This window comes from Caenispirillum bisanense (assembly GCF_039523075.1).
Classification (GTDB): domain Bacteria; phylum Pseudomonadota; class Alphaproteobacteria; order Rhodospirillales; family Rhodospirillaceae; genus Caenispirillum; species Caenispirillum bisanense.
In genome coordinates this window covers 1-20,222 of record NZ_BAAAEP010000067.1, presented here as the reverse complement: position 1 = coordinate 20,222, position 20,222 = coordinate 1, and the positions used below count along the sequence as shown (strand labels likewise).

At 72.9% G+C, this 20,222-nt stretch carries 17 protein-coding genes; 9 read left to right on the top strand and 8 right to left on the bottom strand.

Annotated features, from left to right (window positions below; genetic code table 11):
- On the top strand, positions 1-896 hold an 896-nt coding region (locus ABD056_RS20555; RefSeq protein WP_343869842.1), incomplete at its 5' end, for an alpha-1,4-polygalactosaminidase.
- A gap of 34 nt (positions 897-930) precedes the next feature.
- On the opposite strand, the gene ABD056_RS20550 is transcribed toward ABD056_RS20555, so the two are convergent.
- The 6 genes from ABD056_RS20550 to ABD056_RS20525 form a co-directional block, all read right to left on the bottom strand.
- Positions 931-1,884, bottom strand: coding sequence for an MBL fold metallo-hydrolase (locus ABD056_RS20550; protein ID WP_343869841.1), 954 nt, complete (start codon positions 1,882-1,884; stop codon positions 931-933).
- A gap of 53 nt (positions 1,885-1,937) precedes the next feature.
- Positions 1,938-2,642: an ABC transporter ATP-binding protein gene (locus tag ABD056_RS20545; RefSeq protein WP_343869840.1), complete on the bottom strand. Its 705-nt coding sequence runs from the start codon at positions 2,640-2,642 to the stop codon at positions 1,938-1,940.
- A gap of 14 nt (positions 2,643-2,656) precedes the next feature.
- Positions 2,657-3,418, bottom strand: coding sequence for an ABC transporter ATP-binding protein (locus ABD056_RS20540; RefSeq protein ID WP_343869838.1), 762 nt, complete (start codon positions 3,416-3,418; stop codon positions 2,657-2,659).
- Positions 3,415-4,401 (bottom strand): branched-chain amino acid ABC transporter permease, encoded by a 987-nt coding sequence (locus ABD056_RS20535; protein ID WP_425545067.1) that lies wholly within the window; start codon positions 4,399-4,401, stop codon positions 3,415-3,417. Before ABD056_RS20535 ends, ABD056_RS20540 begins: the two co-directional genes overlap by 4 nt.
- 37 nt (positions 4,402-4,438) lie before the next feature.
- Entirely contained in the window at positions 4,439-5,314 is an 876-nt protein-coding gene (locus ABD056_RS20530; RefSeq protein WP_343869837.1) for a branched-chain amino acid ABC transporter permease, read from the bottom strand.
- A gap of 126 nt (positions 5,315-5,440) precedes the next feature.
- Positions 5,441-6,616: an ABC transporter substrate-binding protein gene (locus ABD056_RS20525; protein WP_343869835.1), complete on the bottom strand. Its 1,176-nt coding sequence runs from the start codon at positions 6,614-6,616 to the stop codon at positions 5,441-5,443.
- Between the two features lie 481 nt (positions 6,617-7,097).
- Here ABD056_RS20525 and paaX point away from each other — a divergent pair, with 481 nt between their 5' ends.
- On the top strand, positions 7,098-8,048 hold the full coding sequence (gene paaX / locus ABD056_RS20520) for a phenylacetic acid degradation operon negative regulatory protein PaaX (protein WP_343869833.1): 951 nt from the start codon (positions 7,098-7,100) through the stop codon (positions 8,046-8,048).
- Between the two features lie 85 nt (positions 8,049-8,133).
- On the opposite strand, the gene ABD056_RS20515 is transcribed toward paaX, so the two are convergent.
- Positions 8,134-11,355 carry a coiled-coil domain-containing protein gene (locus ABD056_RS20515; protein WP_343869831.1) on the bottom strand — a complete coding sequence of 1,074 codons (3,222 nt, stop codon included), beginning with the start codon at positions 11,353-11,355 and terminating at the stop codon, positions 8,134-8,136.
- Between the two features lie 299 nt (positions 11,356-11,654).
- Between ABD056_RS20515 and ABD056_RS20510 the strand changes: the two genes are divergently transcribed.
- From ABD056_RS20510 to ABD056_RS20480, 7 genes are read left to right on the top strand one after another with little or no spacing between them, the layout of a single operon-like run.
- Positions 11,655-12,443, top strand: a complete 789-nt coding sequence (locus ABD056_RS20510) for a WecB/TagA/CpsF family glycosyltransferase (RefSeq protein WP_343869829.1) — start codon at positions 11,655-11,657, stop codon at positions 12,441-12,443.
- Positions 12,440-13,147, top strand: a complete 708-nt coding sequence (locus ABD056_RS20505) for a sugar transferase (RefSeq protein WP_343869827.1) — start codon at positions 12,440-12,442, stop codon at positions 13,145-13,147. The genes ABD056_RS20510 and ABD056_RS20505 overlap by 4 nt, the downstream gene beginning before the upstream one ends.
- Positions 13,138-14,577: an O-antigen ligase family protein gene (locus tag ABD056_RS20500; protein ID WP_343869825.1), complete on the top strand. Its 1,440-nt coding sequence runs from the start codon at positions 13,138-13,140 to the stop codon at positions 14,575-14,577. Before ABD056_RS20505 ends, ABD056_RS20500 begins: the two co-directional genes overlap by 10 nt.
- Complete coding sequence (locus ABD056_RS20495; RefSeq protein WP_343869824.1) at positions 14,574-15,734, top strand: glycosyltransferase family 4 protein; 1,161 nt, start codon at positions 14,574-14,576, stop codon at positions 15,732-15,734. The genes ABD056_RS20500 and ABD056_RS20495 overlap by 4 nt, the downstream gene beginning before the upstream one ends.
- Positions 15,731-16,837: a glycosyltransferase family 4 protein gene (locus ABD056_RS20490; protein ID WP_343869822.1), complete on the top strand. Its 1,107-nt coding sequence runs from the start codon at positions 15,731-15,733 to the stop codon at positions 16,835-16,837. Before ABD056_RS20495 ends, ABD056_RS20490 begins: the two co-directional genes overlap by 4 nt.
- Positions 16,825-19,002 (top strand): GumC family protein, encoded by a 2,178-nt coding sequence (locus tag ABD056_RS20485; RefSeq protein WP_343869821.1) that lies wholly within the window; start codon positions 16,825-16,827, stop codon positions 19,000-19,002. Before ABD056_RS20490 ends, ABD056_RS20485 begins: the two co-directional genes overlap by 13 nt.
- Complete coding sequence (locus tag ABD056_RS20480) at positions 18,990-19,406, top strand: hypothetical protein (RefSeq protein WP_343869819.1); 417 nt, start codon at positions 18,990-18,992, stop codon at positions 19,404-19,406. The genes ABD056_RS20485 and ABD056_RS20480 overlap by 13 nt, the downstream gene beginning before the upstream one ends.
- Positions 19,407-19,662: 256 nt before the next feature.
- Here ABD056_RS20480 and ABD056_RS20475 read toward each other — a convergent pair.
- Positions 19,663-20,222: O-antigen ligase family protein (locus ABD056_RS20475; protein ID WP_343869817.1), on the bottom strand; the 560-nt coding region annotated here is incomplete at its 5' end.

The following is a 20,222-nucleotide window of genomic DNA, read 5'->3' as shown; positions in this document are numbered from 1 at the left end:
CCCGCGACATGGTGGAAACCCTGGCGGAATACCAGCGCGCCCGCGCCCCGCAGGCGACGCTGCTGATGCGCGGCGGCGCCTCGCTGCTGTTCCGCACCGAGAAGGACGACGAGCTGAGCCAGCTCACCACCCCCGCCGCCCTGGCCGAGCGCCAGACGCCGGAGCCGCTCGGCACCCTGCAGCGGCAGTTCGCCCGCAGCATCGACGGCGTGGTGGTTGACGGCCTGAACTGCGGCTTCACCCCGCCGCTGACGCCCGACCAGATCAAGCGGCTGCAGGACTTCGGCGTGCAGGTGCTGAGCATCGAGGTCTGCGCCACCGACGACCTCGCCAAGGCCGCCCGCGAGTCGGCCGGCAAAGCGGGCGTGCTGTCCTACGTCACCCGGGACGAGACCCTGGCGCAGATCCCCGGCGGCCGCCTGGGCGGCGGCAACGCCCAGATGGTGCAGGCCCTGGGGCAGGCGCGGACCATCCTGTTCAACCTGGACAACCGCCGCTACGCCTCCAAGGCCGACTGGCTGGCGGCCCTGCGCGACACCAACCACGACGTGGTGGTGATCGAGCCCTTCTTCCGCGGCGACAAGCCGCTGACGCCGAAGGAAGTCTATTCGCTGAAGTTCAAGAAGGTGGGCACGCCGCGCCTGGTGCTCGCCCGCCTGCCCATGACCACCGCCTACGACACCGCCTGGTACTGGAAGGCCACCTGGAAGGTCGGCAATCCGTCCTTCGTGCGCGACGTGGACGAGCGGCCGGGCCAGTTCCGTGTCGACTACACCAACCCGGAATGGCGCTCCCTGGTCGGCCAGACCTTCGCCGGCCTGCTCGACCTGGGCTTCGACGGCATCATGCTCGACGGCATGGACGCCGTCGCCCGCATGGACGACGGCACCAACTGACGGCGACTGCGGCCGCGGCGGCAGCGGCGGAGGCTCACGCCTCCGCCATCGCCCACACGTCCTTGTCGCGCTCGGCGGTCCAGATGTCGGGGCGGTCGAGGCCGCGGGCTTCGTCCACGGCGCGGGCGACGTCGAACGGCATGCAGTGATCGTAGATGACCCAGTGGCCGTACTTCGGGTCCATCTTCTCCCGCGCCATGCGGTAGATCTGCTTCAGGTCCTTGCCCTCGGCCACGCCCTGCTGCGCCGTCTCGAACAGGTCGGTCAGGAAGGCCTGGGTGCCGGCCATGGCCTCGTCGCACTGCTCCGGCGTGTGCAGGGCATCGCCGCGGCCGGGCACCAGCTTGGCGGGCCGGAGGTCGCGCAGGGCCTGCAGGGTGTGCGGCCAGTCGCGCAGGTGGGCATCGCCGGTGTAGGGCGTCGCGCCATATTCCACCAGATCGCCGGCGTAGAGGATCTGCTGGTCGGGCAGCCAGGCGATGGTGTCGCCCTGGGTGTGGCCGCGCCCGGGGTTCCAGATCTCCACCCGCTGGTTGCCGAGGTCCACCGTGATCCGGCCGTCGAACACCACCGTCGGCCAGGTCAGGCCCTTGATGGTCTCGTGGCCCTGGAACAGGCGGGGGAAGCGGCCGAACTCGCTCTCCCAGTCCTGCTGGCCGCGCTCGACGATCATCTCATGGGTGCGTTTCGACGCGATGACCGTATGGGCGCCGTAGGCCGCCGCCCCCAGCACCCGCACGGCGTGGTAGTGGGTCATGAGGATGTGGGTGACCGGCTTGTCGGTGACCTTGCGGATCTCGGCGATCACCTTCTGCGCCATCAGCGGCGTCGCCTGGGTGTCGATGACCATGACGCCATGATCGCCGACGATGACGCCGGTGTTCGGGTCGCCCTCGGCGGTGAAGGCATAGGCGCCGCGGCCGAGTTCGGCGAAGGTGATGGTCTTCTCGCCAAGGTCGCCGGTGGAGGCGAAGGTGCGGGTGCTCATCGGGTGTCTCCCTTGTGTGTCATGGGCGGCGGGGTGGCCGGGCGCGGCGGTGCTCACAGCCCCAGGTACGCCGCCTTCACCTTGTCGTCGGCGAGCAGCCGCTCGCCGGTGTCGGCCAGCACGATGTGGCCGGTTTCGATCACATAGCCGCGGTCGGCGATGGCGAGCGCCGAGAAGGCGTTCTGCTCCACCAGCAGGATGGTGGTGCCCTGCTCCCGCAGCATCTGCACGATGTTGAAGATCTCCCCCACCAGCAGCGGCGCGAGGCCCATGCTCGGCTCGTCCAGCAGCAGCAGGCGGGGGTGGGCCATCAGCGCCCGGCCCATGGCGAGCATCTGCTGCTGCCCGCCGGACAGGGTGCCCGCCGGCTCCAGCCGTTTCTTCTTCAGGATCGGGAAGGTGTCGTAGACCCGCTCCAGGTCGGCCGCCACGTCCTTGCCGCGACGGCGGAAGGCGCCCAGGCGCAGGTTGTCCTCCACCGACAGCGGGCCGAATACCTGGCGGCCTTCCGGCACCTGACAGATGCCCAGTTCCACCCGCCGGTCGGGGCGGGCGCGGCCGATGTCCTCGCCGTCGAAGCGGATGGTGCCGGCGCTGGCCGGCTGCACGCCCGACAGCGCCCGCAGGAAGGTGGTCTTGCCCGCCCCGTTGGCGCCCACCAGGGCCACCAGCTCGCCCTCGCCCACCTGGATGTCGATGCCGTGCAGGGCCTCGATGCGGCCATAGGCGCTTTTCAGTCCGGTCACTTCCAGCAGCATAAGGCGCGTCTCCGTCAGGCGGCGTGGCCGAGATAGGCGGCGATGACGTCGGGGTTCTGGCGCACCTCCTGCGGCGTGCCCTCGGTGAGCTTGCGGCCGTAGTCGAGCACCAGGATGTGGTCGCTGATCTCCATGACCATCTTCATGTCGTGCTCCACCAGCACCACGGTCACGCCGCGCGCCGCCACCTTCTTGATGACTTCGTCGATCTCGCGGCTTTCCACGTCGTTGAGGCCGGCGGCCGGTTCGTCCAGCAGCAGCAGGCGCGGCTCGGCGGCCAGCGCGCGGGCGATTTCCAGGCGCTTGAGGGCGCCGTAGGGCATGGCGTCGGCGTCCCAGTCCCAGTATTTCTCCAGCCCGACGAAGGCCATCAGCTCGCGGCAGTGGTCTTCCGCCGCCCGGTCGGCGCGGCCGATGCGCGGCAGGCGGAACAGCGACGGCAGCAGGCGCCCGTCCAGGTGCAGGTGACGGCCGACCATGACGTTCTCCAGCGCCGTCATGTTGTGGCAGATCTGCAGGTTCTGGAAGGTGCGCGACATGCCCATGCGCGCCAGCTCATAAGGTTTGCGGCCCGTCACCACCTTGCCGTCGAAGCGGATGTCGCCCCAGCTGGGGGTGTAGACGCCGGTGATGAGGTTGAACAGCGTCGTCTTGCCGGCGCCGTTGGGGCCGATGATGGAGTGGATGACGCCGGCGCCGATCTCGAACGACAGGTCGTCGATCGCGCGCACGCCGCCGAAATCCTTGGACAGCTTGGAAACCTGCAGCAGGCTCATCGGTCGCCTCCGCGCTTCAGCAGGGCCGCGAGGCTGGGGACGATGCCCTTGGGCAGGAAGATCATCACCAGCATGAGGATCAGGCCGAAGATCAGGTGCTCGTAATCCTCCAGGAAGGTGAGCAGCTGCGGCAGCGCCGTCAGGATCGCCGCCCCCACCACCGCCCCGAAGGTGGAGGCCATGCCGCCCAGCACCACCATGATCACCAGCTCCACCGAGTGGAAGAAGCTCGCCTCGTTGGGGCTCAGGAACATGATGTAATGGGCGTCGAGCGACCCGACGACGGAGGCGAAGACCGCCGAGACGACGAAGATCATCACCTTGTAGCGGGTGGTATCGACCCCCACCACCTCGGCCGCCACCTCCGACCCATGGACCGCGCGCAGGGCTCGCCCGACCGGGCTGTCGATGATGTTGAGCGACAGCCACACCGCCAGGAACAGCAGCCCGCCCACCAGCCAGTACCAGTGCCAGGCCTTGGAGAACTCGAACCCGAAGACGGTGAAGGGGGCGACGATCATGCCGTCGGGGCCGCCGGTGAGCTGCGCTTCCTGGTTCAGCACGATGGAGATGATGACGCCGAGGCCGAGGGTCGCCATGGCGAGGTAGTGGCCCTTCAGCCGCAGCACCGGCCGCGCCACCACGAAGGCCAGCAGCCCCACCACCGCCGCCGCCACCACCAGCGACACCAGCGGCGGCCATCCGAGCTTGGTCACCGTGATTGCCGAGAAGTAGGCGCCGAGGCCGAGGAAGCCGGCATGGCCGAGGGAAATCTGCCCGGCGTAGCCGATCAGCAGGTTGAGGCCGACGACGACGATGGCGTTGAAGCCGATCTTGATGGCGACGTCGTACTGGAAGTTGTTCTGCAGCCCCAGCGGCAGCAGGCAGATCACCGCCGCCAGGACCAGCAGCCCGCCGGTGCGCGGCCGCATCAGCCAGGCCAGCGCGCCGCCGCCGCTGCCGCCGGCGCGGCGGGTGGACATTGGCACCGGGGCGGGGGTTGCTTTGGTGGTCGACAGGTCAGACACGGTCAGTCCCCCGCTTGCCGAACAGGCCGCTCGGCATGAAGAAGAGCGCCAGCAGGATGATGATGAAGGCCATGGCGTCCTTGTAGTCGGACGAGATGTAGCCGGCGCCGAAGGCCTCGACGATGCCGAGGATCAGCCCGCCCGCCACGGCCCCGAAGGGATGGCCGAGGCCGCCCAGGATGGCCGCCGAGAACCCCTTCAGGCCGAGCATGATGCCGACCTCGAAGTTGGTGGAGGTGATGGGCGTGATCAGCACCCCGGCAATGGCCCCCAGCGCCGCCGACAGGCCGAAGGAGATCAGCAGCACCAGGCTGGTGTTGATGCCCACCAGCCTGGCCGCCAGCGGGTTGACGCTGGTCGCCAGGATCGCCTTGCCCCACAGGGTGCGGCCGAAGAACCACTGCAGCACCAGCACGATGGCGACGGTGACGCCCAGCACCCACAGGGTCTGCGGCGTGATGGTGGCGCCCAGGATGACGATGGGGTCGTCGCCGGTGAAGGCCGGCAGGGTGTGGAACTGCTTGTCGAACACCACCTGCGCCAGCCCGCGCAGCACGATGGAAGCGCCGATGGTGATGATGATGAGGGTGACGACGGAGGCGTTCTTGGTGCGCTCCACCGCCACCTTCTCCAGCAGCAGGCCGACCAGGGCGGTGCCGGCGATGGCGCCCGCCACCGCCAGCGGCAGCGGCACGCCGCCGGCCGCCAGGAACACGGTGGACATGCCGCCCAGCATGACGAACTCGCCCTGGGCGAAGTTGATGACGTGGCTGGCGTTGTAGATCAGCGCGAAACCGAGCCCGACGAGCGCATAGATCGCGCCGCTGGTCAGGCCGGAGAACAGGTACTGCATGAACTCGCCGAGCATGGGGTCGTCCTGCCGTGCCGAGGGTTTCGGGGGCCGCCGCGCCGTAGTCCGGGGGAACGGGCGCGGGCGCGGCGGCGGAGGCGACAGAAGCCGGGGCGGAGGAAGGGCGGCGCCGGGGCGCGGCGGTTACTCCGCCAGCACCCAGTCGCCGTCCTTGATCTCCAGCATGCGGAAGGCGGCCAGGGTCAGGCCCAGGTGGTCGTCGGCGGAGAAGTTCACCTCGCCGGCGGTGCCCATGTAGCCCTGGGTCTGCTCCAGCGCATCGCGCACGGCGGCGCGGTCGGTGGTGCCGGCGCGGGTCATGGCATCGGTGATGAGCATGAGGCCGTCGTAGGCATGGCCGCCGAAGGTGGAAACACTGCCGGCGCCGTGCTTGCCCTCGTAGGCCTCCATGTAGCCGACCACCACCGCCTTCTGCGGATCGTCCTCGGGCAGCTTGTCGGCCACCAGCAGGGCGGCGGCGGGCAGGCGGACGCCCTCGGCGGCGGCCCCGGCCAGCTCGATGAACTGCTTGGAGGCGACGCCGTGCGACTGGTACAGCGGCGCGGTGATCTGCAGCTGGCGGTAGTTCTTGGTGACGATGGCCGGACCCTGACCGAAGCCGGGGTTGAGCACCGCCTGCACGCCCGCCGTATTGCGGATCTTGGTCAGCTGGGCGGTCATGTCGGTATCCTTGGGGCCGTAGGTCTCGTCGGCCAGGATCTCGATGCCGTGGGTGCCGGCGACGCCCTTGCATTCCGCCTGCATGGAGGCGCCGAAGCCGTCAGTGCCGGAGATCATCGCGATACGGGTGAAGCCGCGCGCCTTCATGTCCTCGAAGATCTTCTCGCAGGCCATGGTGTCGGTGTGGGGCGTCTTGAACGTCCACTTCTGCACCGGCTCGACGATCTTCTTCGATCCGGCGAAGGAGATGAACGGCATCTCCGCCCGCTCCATCAGCGGCATCACCGCCAGGCTCTCGCCCGACGAGGTGCCGCCGATGATGACGTCCACCTGGTCCTGGTCGATCAGGCGCTTGACGAAGGTGACCGCCTTGTTGGGGTCGCCGCCGGTGTCGTAATGCACCAGCTGCAGCGGGCGGCCGAGCACGCCGCCATCGGCGTTGATCTTCTCGACGTACATCTGCAGCGTCTTCAGCTCGGGGTCGCCGAGGAACGAGGCCGGGCCGGTGACGGCCAGGAAGGTGCCGATGCGGATCGGCGCCTCCGCCCGCAGCGGCACGGCGGCGGCGGACAGTCCGGCGGCGAGGCCGAGGGCGCCGCAGGCGGCAAGCAGCAGGCGACGGGAAAGACGGATGGGCATGCTGTTCCTCCCTGTTGCCGGGCCGGCGCGTACCCCGCGGCGCCCGGAGGTCTTCTTGTCGGCTTCAGGCGCGGTGCCGCGGGTCTTCGCCCGGTTGGAGAGGCACCGGCCGGCGGGGACGTGGACCGCCATACCGTTTCATTTGAAACTAATAACCCGAGCGCAGTGCCGGGGAAACCCTTCTTTTGATACCCACAATTTCCCGTGGGGCATGGTCTTCAGAAGGCTGGAGCCCCGCGACCCTGTCCGGCCCACGGGGCTCCATCGGAGCGTGCCGGCCGCGGCGGGCATGCTTGACCCCGCTGCAAAAGCGACACAGAATTACCTTACATCATGGAGCTTAGTGTAACGCTTTTCCGGCTGTCAAACCGAATTTGGCATCACGCCGCAAGCGCGCCGCACTGGCGCTTGGCGGGCAGCGGGACTACCTTTCGGGGAAAGGCGCCGGCCGTACCGGCACCACAGAACACGGGACCAGGGGATGCCACGCAACAAGCGGATCGAGGACCTGACCGGCGCATTGGTCGACGGCACCACGCTGCGCGCCAAATCGCTCATCGTCACCGTCTACGGCGACGCCATCCTGCCGCACGGCGGCAGCGTCTGGCTGGGCAGCCTGATCAATCTGGTGGAGCCCTTCGGGCTGGGCGAGCGCATGGTGCGCACCGCCGTCTTCCGCCTGACCAAGGACACCTGGCTGGAAGCGACCCAGATCGGCCGCCGCAGCTACTACGCCGCCACCGATTCGGCGCGGCTGCGCTTCGGCGCCGCCCACCGCCGCATCTATGCCGCGCCGTTCCAGCCGTGGAACCAGGAATGGGTTCTGGTTCACACCAACTGCTGCGGCCTGGAGGCAGAGGCCCGCGAGTCCCTGCGCCGGGAACTCACCTGGCAGGGCTTCGGCACCCTGGCGCCGCATGTGCTGGCCCATCCCGCCGCCGATGACGACGCGCTGGAACTGGCGCTGCGCGACCATGCTGCCCTCGACAAGGTGGTGGTGCTGCGGGCGAGCGCCGACCGCCTCACCAGCCCCGGCGGCCTGAAGGCGCTGGTGCGGGCGTGCTGGGACCTGGACCAGCTGCAGGCCGACTACGAAACCTTCCTCGACCGCTTCCGCCCCCTGCTGCGGGCGCTGGAGGACGGCAGCCCCGACCCGCAGAGCGCCTTCGTGCTGCGCACCCTGCTGATCCACGACTACCGCCGCATCCTGCTGCGCGACCCCATGCTGCCGGACGAGGTTCTGCCGCCGCAGTGGCCGGGCACCGCCGCCCGCCTGCTGTGCCGCAACCTCTACCGGCTGGTGCAGGAGGCGGCGGAACGTCACCTGATGACCACGCTGGAAACGGCGGAAGGCCCGCTGCCGGCCGCCCTGCCCTACTACCGCGACCGCTTCGGCGGACTGGGGGACGAGGTGGCGGCGGTGGCCGAATAACCGCCAACGGCAGCCAGCGACCTGAATGCAAAGAGGCCGTTCCGCACCCGGAACGGCCTCAACTGCATCCGCAGGCTGGTGCGCTTCAGCCTTCCAGCTGGCGTCCCACGGCGCGGGCGAGCACCAGGTAGAGCTTGCCCATGTCGGCGCTGGTGAGGGTGGCAGCCAGCACCTCGGCGCGGTCGGTCTGGCGGCTGGCGCGCAGCAGCGTCTCGTATTCGCTGAGGTAGCGGTTGACGTAGTCGCGGAACTCGCCGTTGGCCTCGTACAGCTCGCGGATCTGGCCCGCCTGCCGGCGGGTGAGCGCCCGCGCCGCGTGGCGCAGGAAGGCGCTGGTGTCGCCGCGGTAGTAACGCTGCCAGAGGTCTTCGTCCACCGTCGGGCTGAACAGGCGGGTAATGTCGACGGCGATGGACTGCAGGCGCTCGATGATGAACACCGCGCCGTTGAGGAACCGCTGCAGGTCGGCGGAATCCCGCTGGGCCTCCAGCAGCCGCAGCTTTTCCTCCGCCCGGTCGGCCATGCGGCCCAGAACCTCGGCCCGCTTCTCGAAGCCGGTGCCGGCCCGTTCGGTCTGTTCCGACAGGCGTTCGCCGGCGGCGGTGAGGCTGTCGGCCTGGCTGCGCATGAACTCCAGCGCCGCCGTCACCTTCTCCATCGCCTCGTCCGACGTGCGGCCGAGGTCGCGGAAGCGGACGCGGAAGTCCTCGCTCGCCAGCCGCATTTCGTCGGCGATGGCCTTGGTCTGGTCGCGGTAGGTGGCGATGGTGTTGTCCAGCGCCTCCGCCGTTTCGCCGACGGCGGTGGAGCCGTTGACCACCACGTCGTGCAGGCGGCGGGCCGTCTGGTCGATGGTGCCGGCAAGGTCGCCGATGTGGGCCAGCGCCGCATCGGTGATCTGGGCCAGCACCTCGGCCCGCTCGCGCACGCCGTTGTCGGTGGCGGCCAGGGCATCGGCCGCCTGCTCCGCCGCCTGGGCGAGGCTGGAGACGGTGCCGCCAAGGGACGTCGCCGCCCCCAGCAGCCGTTCCTCGGCATCGGTCGCCACCTTGTCCACCTGTTCGGTGAGGAAGCGGGTGCGCTTGCCGATGTCCATGCCGAGGGAGTCGAGGCGGCCTTCGATCCGTTCCGCCATGGCCTCCACCGGCGCCGCCACACCGTCGCCCTGGCGGTCGATGGTGGCGATGAGGGCGAGGATGCGCTGTTCCGCGGCGCCGGAGGTGCGGTCGACCACCCCCGCCAGTTCCGCCGCCTTGGCTTCCAGCCCGTCGCCGATGCCGGACAGGCGATGCTCCACCGCCCGCGCCGCCTCGTCCACCGGCGCCAGCAGGCCGGTGGCGCGGCGGGCGACGGCGGCGTTGAGCTGCGCCACCCGCTGTTCGGCCTGTTGCGCCGCCTCGTCCACCAGGGTCTGCAGGGCGGCCGCCTGGGCCTTGATGGCGTCGGCGGCGACGATAAGCCGCGCTTCCGCCGCCCCCACCGCCCCGTCGACGGCGCCGCGGGCGCTTTCGGCCTGGGTGGCGAAGGAGGCGCCAAGCGCCTGGGCGCGCTGCTCGGCATTGCCCACCACCTCGTCCAGCGCCTTGTCGAGGGCGGCGACGATCTTGCGGGCGCGGTCGATGAAGGTGGTGTTGAGCCCGGCCAGCCGCTCGTCGGCGCCGGCCGCCGCCGCTTCCACCTGTTCCCGCGCCGCCGCCAGCCCGTCGGCGATGCCGGTGAGCTTCTGCTGGGTGGCGCCGGCCGTCTCCATCAGGGCGCCGAGGCGATCCGAGAAGGCGGCGGCGGCCTCGCGGGCGCGTTCCATGGCGGCGTCGCTCTCGCGGGCCGAACCCTTGACGCCCTCGGTCAGCTTCTCCAGCCGCTCCAGCGCCTCGCCGGCGGAGGCCTTCAGGCTTTCCACCTGCCCTTCCAGCGCCTTCTGGCCGCCGTCGATCTGTTCCGACAGGCGACCGATGACGGCATCCACTTCCTGCACCTGCTTTTCCAGGCCGCTGCGCAGCGACCCGGTCTGGCGCTGCACGCGCACCGCCGTCTGTTCCAGGGCGTCGGTCTGGGCGCGCACGTCCTCGCCGGCCTCGCGGGCGCGGGCGCCGATGTTGTCGGTGGCGATGCCGAGGGCGCGCACCCGCTCCAGCGCCGTGGCGCCGGCCTTTTCCAGCTGCGCCGTCAGGTCGCGGGCCATGCCGCCCAGGCTGTCGGCATAGCCGGCGGTCTTCTGCTCGACGCCCGACAGCTTTTCCACCGCGTCAGTGGCGGCGTGGGTGACGCCGTCGCGCGCCTGCCCGAGCGCCTTGAGCGCCAGGTCGGTGCGGTCCAGCGCCTGTTTGGCGACGCCGTCGAGGGCATCGGCCACCGCCGCCACCTCGCCCTTGGCCTGCTGCGCCAGTTCGGTCACCCGCGCGGCGGAGGTTTCCATGCGGGCGGCGCTGTCGGTCAGCGACGCCACCGTCTCGCCGGTGCTGCGCGACAGGGCCTCGGCCGCCTCGCGCACGGTGGCGCCGGCCTTTTCCGCCCGCTCCACCGCCTCTTCCTCGCGGCGGGCGAGGTGCTCCAGGGCTTCCACCCGCGCCGTCGTCTGGTCGCCGAGGGCATCCATGGCCTTGCGCTGGGTCTCGATCACCTCCGCCAGACGGGTGCCGCCGGCTTCCGCCTCGCGCAGGCTGCGGCCCACCGCCTCCGCCCGCGTCACCAGGGCGTCCAGCGCCGCGATCTGCGTCTTCAGGGCTTCGGCGGCGCCGCCGGCCTCGCTGTCGACGCGGCCGGTGATGCGGCCCAGTTCGCGCGCTTCCTCGGCCAGCACGGCCCGCGCCGTCTCCGCCCGCTCCACCGCCGTGCGGCTGGCGGTATTGAGCATGTCCACCTGCTGGCGGAGCGCCTGGGTCACCGCCTCCACCCGCCCCTTGGCGGCATCGTCGGGATAGGTCAGCCGCGCCAGATGGGCGCGCAGCAGTTCCGCCTCGCGCCGCATGGCGGCACCGCGGTCGAGCACCGCCACCACCATCCACAGGAAGGCCACCGGCAGCAGCGCCCCCGCCGCCAGCCCGCCGAACACCGCCGGCGCCAGCCGCGGCACTTCCGCCCAGCCGATCGTTTCGGTGACGTACCAGCCGCACCAGGCCAGCCACGCCGCCGTCACCGCCAGGGCGGTCAGCGGCAGCCAGCCGGCACGGCGCGGCGGCGGCGGCAGGTCGGCACCGGCCGCCAGCGATGCCGCGGCAGCGGCGGGAGCCGGCACCGGCGCACCGGGGGCAGAGGCGGTGGAAGACGGGGCAAGCGAGCCGCTGGATTTCGCCTCGTCGGGCTTCACGGCACCGGTACTCCTGACGGCAGAGGGGACAATTCAAGGAAGGTGCGCAGAGTACACCCCAGTCGCGCCGCATTCCAGCGCCGCGACAGCCCGAGTCGCTGTGACGGCGCGGCAGCCTCTACCACTTTTGATCGCCGCGCCGGAAAACCGCGCCCGGTGGCTGCCGAACAGGCGTGAACGGCGGCGGAACGGTTGCGGATGAGCGAGTTATAGCCCCGCCTTCATCTAGCGCCGTGGTAGCAGGATCACAGCCACACCGCATTGTGCGTGCGCATCACCGCGCGGGAAGAGGGGAACCCGTGATCGCCGACAGCCACCCGTCAGAGCGACGCCGCACCGTCCTGCTGGGCACCGCCGTGGACTGCCTCAGCCTGGACGGCGCGGTTGCCGCCATCCTCGCCGCCACCGCCGCCGGGCGGGCCATGCACGTCTGCGTTCGTGACGCACACGGATTGGTCCGCGCCCGCCGCGACGCCGCCCTGGCCGAGGCCCACCGCAGCGCCGGGCTGGTCACCGCCGACGGCATGCCGCTGGTGTGGCTGCAGCGGCTTTCGGGCGCCCGGCAGGCGGAGCGCGTCTACGGCCCCGACCTGCTCGACCGCCTGTGCGACCGTGGCCGCGCCCACGGCCTGCGCCATGCCTTCCTCGGCGGCGGGGTGGGGGTGGCGGAAGCGGCGGCCACGGCCATGGAGCGGCGTCATCCCGGCCTGACGGTCACCCTGGCGGCGCCGCTGCCGCACCGGCCCGCCGGCCATCGGCCGCAGCCGGGCGAGGATGCCGAGGCGCTGGCGGCCCTGGCCGCCGCGCCGGCCGACGTGCTGTGGGTCGGCCTCGGCACCCCGAAGCAGGAGTTGTGGATGCACGCCAACCGCGGCCGGGTGGCGGCATCGGTGATGATCGGCGTCGGTGCGGCGTTTGATTTCGCTGCCGGAACGAAGCTGCAGGCGCCGCGCTGGATGCAGCGCAGCGGCCTGGAATGGTCGTTCCGCCTGCTGACCGAGCCGCGCCGCCTCGGCCCCCGCTACCTGCGCACCATCCCGGCCTTCCTGGCGCTGGCCGCCGCCGAGGCCTGGAGGCGGCAGCCATGACCGCCCGCGCCCGTGCCCGCCTCCGCTCCGGCCGCGCCGCCGCCGCGCCCGGACGCCTGATCCTGGTCGCCGCCGCCGGCTGGCGGCTCCGGGTGATGGCGGTGAAGCGGCTGATCGACCTGCTGCTGGCGGTGCCGCTGCTGCTGCTGGCCCTGCCGGTGATGCTGGCGGCGGCGGTGGCCATCCGCCGGGTCGATCCGGGACCGGTGCTCTACCGCCAGATCCGCATCGGCCGCCACGGCCGCCCGTTCGTGCTGTGGAAGCTGCGCACCATGGTCACCGACGCCGACCGCCGCCTGGCCGAGCATCTGGCTGCCGACCCGCAGGCCCGCGCCGAGTGGCAGGCGACCTGCAAGCTGGCCCATGATCCCCGCATCCTGCCGCGCATCGGCAGCCCGCTGCGCCGCTTCGCCATCGACGAGCTGCCGCAGCTGTGGAACGTGGTGCGCGGCGACCTGTCGCTGGTGGGGCCGCGGCCGCTGCCCGCCTATCACCTGAAGCGCCTGCCGAAGCGGGTGCGCACCCTGCGCGGCCGGGTCCGCCCCGGCCTCACCGGCCTGTGGCAGGTGGCGCGGCGCGACCGCTCCCACGCCGAGATGCAGCGCCTGGACCTCGCCTATGTGACCGGCTGGAGCCCGTGGCTCGATCTGGTCATCCTGCTGCGCACGGCGGTGGTGCTGGGGAGCGGCCGCCATTGCCTGTAAGGCTCGCCGCCCTGGCCGCCGTGCCGCTGGCCGCCGCCGCCGGGGCAGTGGCCGGCGGCCTCGGCGTGCTGCTGCTGGCCGGGATGGCGCTGGCCCTGGCGGTGCTGCTGGCGGGCGGATCGGTGGCGGCGCTCGCCTCCGCCCTGCTGCTGGCGGAGCCGCTGGCCGAACTGCTCAAGCGCCTGACCTTCATGCTGGGCGACGGCGGGGCTGCCGCCTACTACGGCGTGCAGGTGCTGCCGACGCTGCTGCTCGCCGCCGCCCTGGCGGCCGCCCTGCCCCGCCTGCTGCCGCTGCCGGCGCCGGCGGTGTGGCTGCTGGCGCTGGTGGCGTGGGTGAGCCTCTGCACGCTGCTGACGCCGCTGCCGACGCCGTGGTTCCACCGCCTCGGCACCCTGCATCACGAGATCGTGCCGGCGCTGCTGTTCCTGCCCGCCCTGGCGGTGCGCGACCGCGCCCCCATCGGCCGGGCGGCGGTGGCGGTGTGCATTGTCACCGCCGCCTACGGCCTGTGGCAGTTCCTGGCCGGCTACAGCGGCCTCGACCTCGCCTGGGCGGCGGGGGCGGCAGAGCGCAGCATCCAGGCCGGCAAGGTCTTCGCCTGGATGATCGGCGACAGCTGGGAGCGGCGCATTTTCTCGCTGTTCCCCGATCCCTTCACCTGGGGGCAGGCGCTGGTGGGCGGCCTGATGCTGGTGCTGCTGGCCCGGCTGTCGCGGGGCTGGCGGCTGCTGGCCTGGGCCGCCGTGCTGACCGGGCTGGTGCTGACCCAGAGCCGCACGCCCTGGGCCGCCCTGCTGGTGACCGGCCTCGCGTGGTGGGGGCTCGGCTGGCGGCCGCTGCGCCGGCCGCTGGTGGTGCTGGCGGCGGCGCTGGTGGGGTTTCCGCTCACCCTGTGGCTGGGCGGGGCGGCCTATGACCTGTGGTTCACCGGCGCGCCCGCCGCCGACGATCCCTTCCTGCGCCGCTGGCTGACCGTCGGCACCATCGAGGCGCGGCTGGACGCCTGGACCTCCCTGCGCGACGTGCTGGCGGCCCGGCCGCTGACCGGCGTCGGCGCCGGGGCCGATCCGCGCTATGCCGCCGACCTGCCGCTCAGCCCGGAACTGGCCGCCGCCCACTACGCCCACAACGTGCTGGTGAGCCTCGCGCTTTATGGCGGGGCGCCGGCGCTGGTGCTGTTCCTCGCCTTCCAGGCCAGCCTGTTGCGCCTCGTGCTGGCCCATGGCGGCAGCGACGGGCGGCTGGCGGCGGCCTTCCTGCTCGGCAGTCAGGCGGCGGGGTATCTCAACGCCGGCATCTTCCTGACGTGGCAGTATTTCCTGGTGCTTGGCCTGGCGGCAGGCGAAGCGGTAGCGCAGCGGCGCCTTGCGGTGGTAGCGTCCGCCCAGTCAGACGGGACGCAGACTCACCGGGAGGTCGCGGCGTGAAGGTCACCTTCGTCATGTTCGGCGCGTGGTTCGCCCAGGGCGGCATGGAGAAGTTCAACCGCCGCATCATCCGCTGCCTGAACGAACTGCCGGGCATCCTGCCGCGGGTTTACTCGGTGCTGGATGCGCCGAACACCCCCTGCCCCGCCCCCTTCCGCACCGGCAACGGCCGCAAGGGCGCGGTGATCGAGGCGGTGGCCGGACACCTGCTGACCGGCCAGCCCGACGTCCTGCTGCTCGGCCATGCCGACCTTCTGCCGCTGGCGCCCATCGCCCGCGTGCTGGCGCCGCGCTGCAAGGTGGTGCTGTTCGCCAACGGGCCGGAGGTCTGGGGCGACCCCGCCCACCGCCGCACGCCGGGGTGGGAGTTCTTCGTCGCCCGCAACACCCTGCACCGGGTCGCCGCCCTGTCGGAAACCACCCTGAAGCGCATGAGCCGCCGCTACGGCATTCCGCGCGACCGCTTCATGCTGTTCCCGCAGGCGGTGGACCACGCCCAGGAGCTGACCGACCGCCGCCACGGCAACACCATCCTGACTGTCGCCCGCCTGGGCGTGCGCGACGTCAACAAGGGCGTCGGCCTCGTCATCCGCGCCATGCCGCGCCTGCTGGAGCGGTTTCCCGCCCTGCGCTACCGCATCGTCGGCGCCGGGCCGCTCATCGAACCGCTGTGGGACTTCGCCATCGAGCACGGCGTCCACCGGCGGGTGGAGTTCCTCGGCCCGCTCGACGACATCCAGCTGGCCCGCGCCTACCGCGAGGCCGATGCGGTGGTGCTGCCGTCGAAGAAGGAAGGCTCCGGCCTCGCCTTCATCGAGGCATGGTCCTACGGCCTGCCGGTGATCGGCGGCACCGACGACGCCGCCGCCTGGCTGATCGAGGACGGCGTCACCGGCCTGACGGCGCCGCCGGGCAACATCGCCTCGGCCATCCATCGCCTGCTGACCGACCCCAAGGCAGCGCGGGAGATGGGCCGCCGCGGCCATGCCCTGATCGAAGGGCGGTTCGACCACCCCAGTTTCCGCCGCCGCCTTGCCGCCCTGCTGGGCGTTCCCGACGCACCGGCCGCTGCCGCCGCCGCGGCACCCGCCGCCCTGCCGGAGATGCCGGAGGCGGATTGGGAGGCGGTCGAATGGGAGGGAAAACCGCCGGGATGAAGGTGCTGATGGTCCATGCCCGCTACCGCCGCCCGGGCGGCGAGGACGTTTCGGTGGCGACCGAAGCGCGTGCCCTCGCCGCCCTGGGGGTGGAGGTGGACCTGTGGACCCTGCCGGCGGAAACCGTCGCCGGCCCCGCCGCCTTCGCCCGCGCCGCCTGGAACCGCGCCGCCGTCGCCGAGCTGGTGCGGCGGGTGCGCCAGCGGCGGCCCGATGTCATCCATGTGCAGAACTTCTTCCCCGGCCTGTCGCCGGCGGTCCATCGCGCCGCCGCCCGTCTCGGCATTCCGGTGGCGCAGAGCGTGCGCAACTGGCGCCTCGTCTGCCCCGCCGCCACCCGCTTCCGCGCCGGGCAGGTGTGCGATGCCTGCGTCGAGCGGCCGCTGGCGTGGCCGGCCCTCGGCCGCCCGTGCTGGCGCGGCCAGCGCGGCGCCACCGCCGCCGCCGCCCTGGCCCTCGGCCTGTCGGGGCTGATCGGCACCTGGGGCCGGGTGGCGCGGTTCATCTGCCCGAGCCGCGCCGTCGCCGACGCCCTGCCCGCCGGCTGGCCGAAGGCGGTGGTGCCGAACATGGTCGATCCCGCCCCCGCCGCCGCCGGCCCCGGCGCCGCGGCGGTGGTCTACGCCGGCCGCCTGACCCAGGAAAAGGGCGTCGGCTGCCTGGCCGAGGCATGGCGCCGCCACCCGCTGCCGCCGCTGGATGTCTATGGCGAGGGGCCGATGGAAAGCGCGCTGGCCGGCGTGCCCGGCATCACCCTGCACGGCCGCCGCGACCACGGGCAGGTGCTGGAGGCCATGGCCGCCGCCCGCGCCGTGGTGGTGCCGAGCCTGTGGCCGGAGCCCTTCGGCCGCGCCGCCATCGAGGCGCTGGCCTGCGGCACGCCGGTGGTCGCCACCGCCGCCGGCGCCCTGCCGGAGCTGATCGAGGACGGCCTGACCGGCCATGTGGTGCCGGCCGACGATCCGCACGCCCTGGCGCGGGCGGTGCAGGCCACCGGCGGCAGCGGCCAGCGGCAGGCCGCCCGCACCGCCTTCGAACGCCGTTTCGCCGCGCCGGTGGTGGCGCCGCGCCTTGTGGAGGTCTACCGCTCGTGCCTGCCGTGACGCCGCCCGCCGCCACCCCGGAGCCCGACTTACGCAGCCTGCTCGCCGTGCCCTGGCGGCGGCGGCGGACGGTGGCGGCGGTCACCCTGCTCGGCGCCGGCCTGACCGTGCTGCTGCTCCTGCTGCTGCCGCCGCGCTTCACCGCCTCGGCGCTGGTCCTGGTGGCGGCGCCGCCGACGCGGGTGGTCAGCCTGGATGCGGTGATGGCCGCCGGCCCCGCCGACGCCCAGACCGTGTTCACCGAGGCGGAGGTGCTGCGCGCCCCGGCCCTGCTGGAGACGGTGGCGACGGCGCAAGGGCTCCACGACGACCCCGAGTTCAACGCCGCCCTGCGGCCGCCCGGCCTGCTCACCGCCGCCCTGACCGCCCTGCCGGAGGGGTGGGACCGGCTGCTGCTCGGCCGGCCGCTGCCGCGCGACGCCGCCGGCCCCGACGCCCGCGCCGCCACCCTGGACGCCTTCCGCGAGGCGGTGACGGTGCGGCCGGTCCACCGCTCCCGCGTCATTGCGGTGGAGGTGGACAGCCGCGATCCCGTCCGCGCCGCCGCCCTCGCCAATGCGCTGGCCGAGGCCTACCTGACCGCCCAGCTGGAAGCCAAGTTCGAGGCCACCCGCCGCGCCAGCGTCTGGCTCGACGGCCGGCTGGCCTCGCTGCGGGAGGAAGTGCGGCAGGCCGAACTGGCCGCCGCCGACTACCGCAGCCGCCACGGCCTGACGGAAGCGCGCGGCACCGCCCTGACCGGCCAGCAACTGGCGGAGCTGAACAGCCAGCTCATCCTCGCCCGCTCCAAACGGTCGGAGACGGAGGCCCGGCTGGCCGCCATGCGCCAGGCCGCCGACCCGGCGACGGCGCCCGAAGCCCTGGCCTCGCCGCTGGTGCAGAAGCTGAAGGAACAGGAAGCCGCCCTTCTCCGCCGCCAGTCCGAACTGGCGTCGCGCTATGGCGACCGCCACCCGCGCATGATCGACGTGCGGGCGGAGCTGGACGACCTGCGCCGCAAGATCGCCGCCGAGGTGACCGCCCTCGCCAAGGGGCTGGAGAACGAGGTCCGCGCCGCCCGCGCCCGCGAGGACAGCCTCGCCCGCAGCCTGGCCGAGGTGCAGGGCCGCGACGCGGTGGAGGACGCCGCCGCCGTCACCTTGCGCGAACTGGAGCGCGGCGCCGAGGCGAGCCGCCTGATGTACGAGACTTTCCTCGCCCGCTTCAAGGAAACCACCGAACAGCAGAGCCTGCAGGAGCCCGATGCCCGCATCGTCTTCGCCGCCCTGGCGCCGGTGGTGCCGTCGTTCCCGCGCCGGCTGCCGGCCCTGGCGGCGGCGCTGACGGTGTCGCTGGCGGCCGGGGTGGCGCTCGCCTTCCTGCTGGAGCGACTGGACCGCACCCTGCGCACCGCCGCCGACGTTGAAGCCGCCACCGGCCGCCCGCCGCTCGCCCTGGTACCGCTGGCGGCGCGGGGCGGCGTGGTGGCCGACGCCGTGCTCGACGATCCCGCCGCCCCCGCCGCCGAGGCGGTGCGCAGCCTGCGGGCGACGCTGGCGGTCCGCTCGCGGGGCGGGCCGGCGGGGGTGGTGGTGGTCACCTCGTCGCTGCCGGAAGACGGCAAGACCACCCTCGCCCTGTGGCTCGCCCGCGCCTCCGCCCAGGCGGGACGGCGGACGGTGCTGGTGGACGGCGACCTGCGCCGCCCCGCCGTGGCCCAGGCGCTCGGCCTGCCGGCCGGGGCGCCGAAGCGGCTCGACGTGCTGGCCGGCGGTGACCTGGAAGCGGCACTGGCGACCGATGCCCACACGCCCCTGCGGGTGCTGCCCGCCGGCCGCGCCGGGGTGGAGGCGCTGGACATCGCCGAGGCGCCGGCCCTGACCGACCTGCTGGCGGCGCTGAAGGCCCGCTTCGAGGTGGTGGTGGTGGACGCGCCGCCGGTGCTGCCGGTGGCCGACGGCCGCCTGCTGGCCCGCCGCGCCGACCATGTGCTCTATGCCGTGCGCTGGGATTCCACCCGCCGCGAAGCGGCGGCGGAAGGGGTGCGGGCGCTGACCCTGCTGGGGGTGGAGCCGCTGCCGGTGATCACCCGCCTCGATCCTGCCCGCCATGCCCGCTACGGCTACGGCGACACTGCCGCCTCCTACGCCGGCTATGCCTACGGGGACCGCCGGTGGACGGCCTGAGCCGGCGACTGCGGGTGGCGGTGCCGGCCGGGCTGGCGGCGGCGCTGGCCGGGCTGCTCCTCCTGCCGCCGCTGCCGCAGGGGCCGGCGGTGCGGCCGCTGGACGCCTACGGCTGGGCCGCCCTAGCCGCCGACCGCCACGCCACCGGCGGCCCGGCGGCCGAGGTGGCGGCGGCGCTGGTACTGTCCATGCGCGCCGCCCCCACCGACCGGCCGCTGCTGTTCGCCCGCCTGCCACTCGCCGCCACCGCCTGGCCGGCGCTCACCCCGGCGCAACGAGCGGAGGTGACGGCGCAGGTGCGCCTGGCCTGGGCGGTGGACCGCCGCCGGGCACGCGCCGCCCTCCCCGACCCGCTCGGCGCCCGCCTCCTCGCGCGGAGCCTGCTGCCGGTCCCTGAGGGCTGAGATCGGGGCAAGCGGGGGGGGCTAACCACCAAGACACAAAGACACCAAGGGAATGGGGTTCACGGCTGCCTTTAGGTACCCCGCCATAGAAACACTCGTTCCTCACGGTCGCGCCCGCGGAGCACGATCACACCGCTCTCTTGGTGCCTTGGTGCCTTGGTGGTTTTCTTCCGCGGCAGGGTGCCCTGGCAGCGGAGCACGATCACCCCGACCTCTTGGTGTCTTTGTGTCTTGGCGGTTAGCCACCCCTGTGTCCCTACCGAGCCGCACCCGCCCGCCCGCAGCCGGCGCCCACCAGGGTGGCCAGGAGCAGGGCGGACGCCGGGACCTGGGGGCTGAAGTCGGCGAGGGCGTGGAGGGCCGCCGCCGTCAGCGCCCCCAGGCCGGCCGCCGCCGTTGCCGACGGGCTGCGCAGGAGCCGCCAGCCGATCAGCGCCAGGGCCGCCAGCAGCGCGGCGGTGGCCGGCAGGCCCAGTTCCCACGCCAGTTCCAGATACACGTTGTGCGCCTGCGCCCAGGGGTGCAGCAGGGCGCGCGGGCGCCGTTCGGCGAAGGCGTCGGGGAAGGCGCCGAGGCCGATGCCGGTGAGCGGGGCGTCGGCGATGCCCTCCAGCGTCGTCGCCCATACCGTCAGGCGCGGATTGGCGGCGGCATCGGCGGCGGCGAGGCCCAGTCGCGCGCCCACCGGGCTGAGGACGATGGCCGCCGCCAGGGCCGCCACCGCCGCCGCCGCCACCGCCGGGCGGGGTCGCCACAGCCGGCCGGCGGTGACCAGCAGCCCCGCCGCCGCCGCCACGATGCCGGCCCGCGACTGGG